The sequence below is a fragment of the Mycobacterium sp. genome (assembly GCF_052144515.1).
Lineage (GTDB): Bacteria > Actinomycetota > Actinomycetes > Mycobacteriales > Mycobacteriaceae > Mycobacterium.
Genome location: NZ_JBKQQD010000306.1, coordinates 1 through 2,805, shown reverse-complemented (window position 1 = coordinate 2,805; position 2,805 = coordinate 1). Strand labels below are relative to the sequence as shown.

The 2,805-nt window shown below is 62.0% G+C and carries 4 protein-coding genes; 2 read left to right on the top strand and 2 right to left on the bottom strand.

Going from position 1 to position 2,805, the window contains the following annotated elements; all coding sequences use genetic code 11:
* Positions 1-162: 162 nt before the first annotated feature.
* The gene (locus ACLP9N_RS20830) at positions 163-333 is read right to left on the bottom strand and encodes a hypothetical protein (protein WP_442409197.1); all 171 of its coding nucleotides are present in this window, start codon (positions 331-333) and stop codon (positions 163-165) included.
* Positions 334-342: 9 nt separating this feature from the next.
* Positions 343-798 (bottom strand): hypothetical protein, encoded by a 456-nt coding sequence (locus ACLP9N_RS20825; protein ID WP_442409196.1) that lies wholly within the window; start codon positions 796-798, stop codon positions 343-345.
* A gap of 637 nt (positions 799-1,435) precedes the next feature.
* Between ACLP9N_RS20825 and ACLP9N_RS20820 the strand changes: the two genes are divergently transcribed.
* Both ACLP9N_RS20820 and ACLP9N_RS20815 read left to right on the top strand, forming a co-directional pair.
* On the top strand, positions 1,436-1,579 hold the full coding sequence (locus ACLP9N_RS20820; protein ID WP_442409195.1) for a hypothetical protein: 144 nt from the start codon (positions 1,436-1,438) through the stop codon (positions 1,577-1,579).
* Between the two features lie 19 nt (positions 1,580-1,598).
* Positions 1,599-2,805 (top strand): hypothetical protein (locus tag ACLP9N_RS20815; RefSeq protein ID WP_442409194.1); only part of this gene is annotated, 1,207 nt, incomplete at its 3' end.

Here is a 2,805-nt window from a genome sequence, read left to right as displayed (position 1 = left end):
TGCTGTCCTTCGGCATCCCGTTCGCCCTCATCCCGCTACTACTGATTACCCGCACCCGCGAGACCATGACCGACATGGTCAACCGCCGCCTGACCAGTGCCTTGATGCTCCTGATCACCGTCGTCATCACCACACTGAACCTCTTCCTGCTCTACGACACGCTCACCAGCCTGATCTGACACCACGGCTGTATCCGTCTTTCCCGATCGCGCCGGTGAAGAAATCGCAATCGTCGGCAGTGGGGCCCTCCACCACGAACGAGTCGAACCGCCGGCATTCAGCGACATGCACGTCGGGATCGACCCACAAGGGCTGCCCGGGATCGGCTCGCACGCGCTCACGCTAGACGCGCCCACCGACACCTAGTGCGTGCGACGCAGAGAGCGCGGATGCCGCACCATTCACCGTCGCGGCATCCGCGCTCTCGGGCGCGCCTAGTGCATCCGGCGCCGCGACCGGTTGTGCGGTCGTGGATTTCAGCACCGTCCGCACGTCGCTGACCTTGACGCCGGCCAACTCCGCAATCCCGGTGAGAGTTTCACCTCGCTGCTGCATCCGCGCTACCGCCGCCGCCCCCGCCTGGCGGTGTTCGTGCCGGCGCCGCTCCCCCTCCGCACGAATCTCAACGATGCGGCCTTGCTCCCACTCATCGACCGCTGCCAGGCGGCCTAGCTCGACCAGAAACGACGCGGCGTCATCGACGTTGTGGCGTTCCCGTTCCAGGCGAGCCTCGTTGGCTCTCGCCTGCACTTCGCGAACCCTTTTGCGCGCTGCCGCTTTCGAGTTGATATTGCCCATCGCTGCACCATACGACGCCCGCGTCCCGCATCGCTACCATCACCACCAACAAAACCCTGTCCACATTTGTCCACATACCCGTTTCCCAGTTACCCTGCCCGCCAACACAACCCGAACCACCCCACCACCACCGACCACCAGCCCACCGAGCCACCAACCCTTTTCGAGCACCCCAGACACCACACACCTCTTGCTCGAAGGCGAAAGCGAAGAGCCGGTCCGCGGAGTCTGTGTCGCGCGTGCGACACGACTGGCGCACTTCTACCGGTAACCCTCCATATTCGATCCCGCCGTATTCGGTCTGCTTCGGAGCGTCAAAAACCGCGCAGACGGCGTGAGCCAATGGGGCCCGGCGGAGTCTCCGCGCGGCTCCGGCGGAGAGAATGAAGTCGTGTGGTTTGGCGAGTCGGGTGTTTGCCCGGGATGATCGTCAACATTAGCTGGGTGTACCGATTCGATGTCGAGCATCCGTCCCACTCGTCGAAGAGCGTTCGCGCACCGACTAGGTCCAGGTCGACGACGGTAAAGCACCTGCGGCATCATCAGGCAAGTCGACCCAGGCGCCGGCCCAGCCGGTCACGACCGCGCGGGCGTCAAGTTGCCCGTTCTGGTCGGCGTGAGGTGACAAGCTGAGCTCGTGCCGGAGGACGACCTCAACCTGTATGTCTCGCAGTACCTCGGCCTCGCGCCCGACGTGCTCGAGCAGTACGGCGCATTTGATGTGTCGGTTGCTTCTGACCTCCCCCTAATTTATCGACCCGTTTCTCCTGTTCCACAGTGACAAGCCCGAGTACCAGCAGTTGCACGAGAAGGTGCTGCGCTACCTGCGTTTCCTGCGCGATAAGGCGTCATCTGGCCCGTTGGAGCCAGCGCTGGTCAGCAGCTTGTTCCGATTTCCGGAGGTGCGGCAGAACTGGCTCGGGTTCTCCGTGCTCGGTAACGGCGGTCTCGGCCTCGGCCCGAAGTTCGCGTCGGCACTGCGTGAGTCGCTAACCAGCATTTTGAACGATTTCGGCGCGGAGCAGATCACAAGGTCGAGTCACCTCGAGAAGGTCGGTCTCATCCGTCCGGGTGTGGGGCGCGACGGCATCTCGGACTTCACTACGAACCTGATCAAGGAATACCTGCTGGAGTACACGCAAACATTCGCTCGCCAGCACCTGAGCCCAGAACAGTGTCGAGACTTTGGTATTCGGCATGTGCGCTTTAACTACGACACCGAAGCGTGGGAGTCGGGCACCTACTACCTGCCGGTGCTCTGGGGCGACTTCGTCCTGCTAACGCCGATCGACATGCTGACTCGAGACGACACCTGGATCAGCTTCGGCGACATGGTCGGCCGCTTTTCCTCGATCCCGGAGGCATTGCCGAACGCGGAACTACGCGCGCAAGTCTCCAACTATTTCGCCCTAGCCCTCGGCGACAAACCGAACCATGAGCGTGTCGTAGCTGCGGTACAGGCGACCGTGCGCGAACACCCCGAGCTGCTCGACTACTACATCCGGCTCCGAGAAGAGGCGGGTGACGAGGCTGAGCAGCAGAGTCTGGAGAAGGTCCGTGACACCTTCGATATCTTCGTCGAGCAACTGACCCGGCTTGTGCGCGACCTAGATGCACGTACCGACTTCTACAAGATCGGATGGTCCAGCTACAACGAAGCACTCACCCGCGCAAAGCTTTTCAAACACTATGTTGAAGACCAAGACGGCTGGAAGCTCGTCAACCGTGGCGACGGCGTATTCGCGAAGGAGACCGAGGTCCAGCTGTACTTTGGCCTCGCATGGTTCGGCAGCGCCTTCGACGTCAACCGCGAGCCGAACAACGGCCGCGGACCCGTGGACTTCAAGGTCAGCATCGGGGCTGCCGACAAATCCCTTATCGAGTTCAAGCTAGCCAGCAATCGCCAGCTCAAACGAAACCTGCAGAACCAGGTCGAGATCTACAAGAAGGCCAACGACACCGCGACAGCGGTCACCGTCATCATCGCCTACACCGCCGCCGAACACG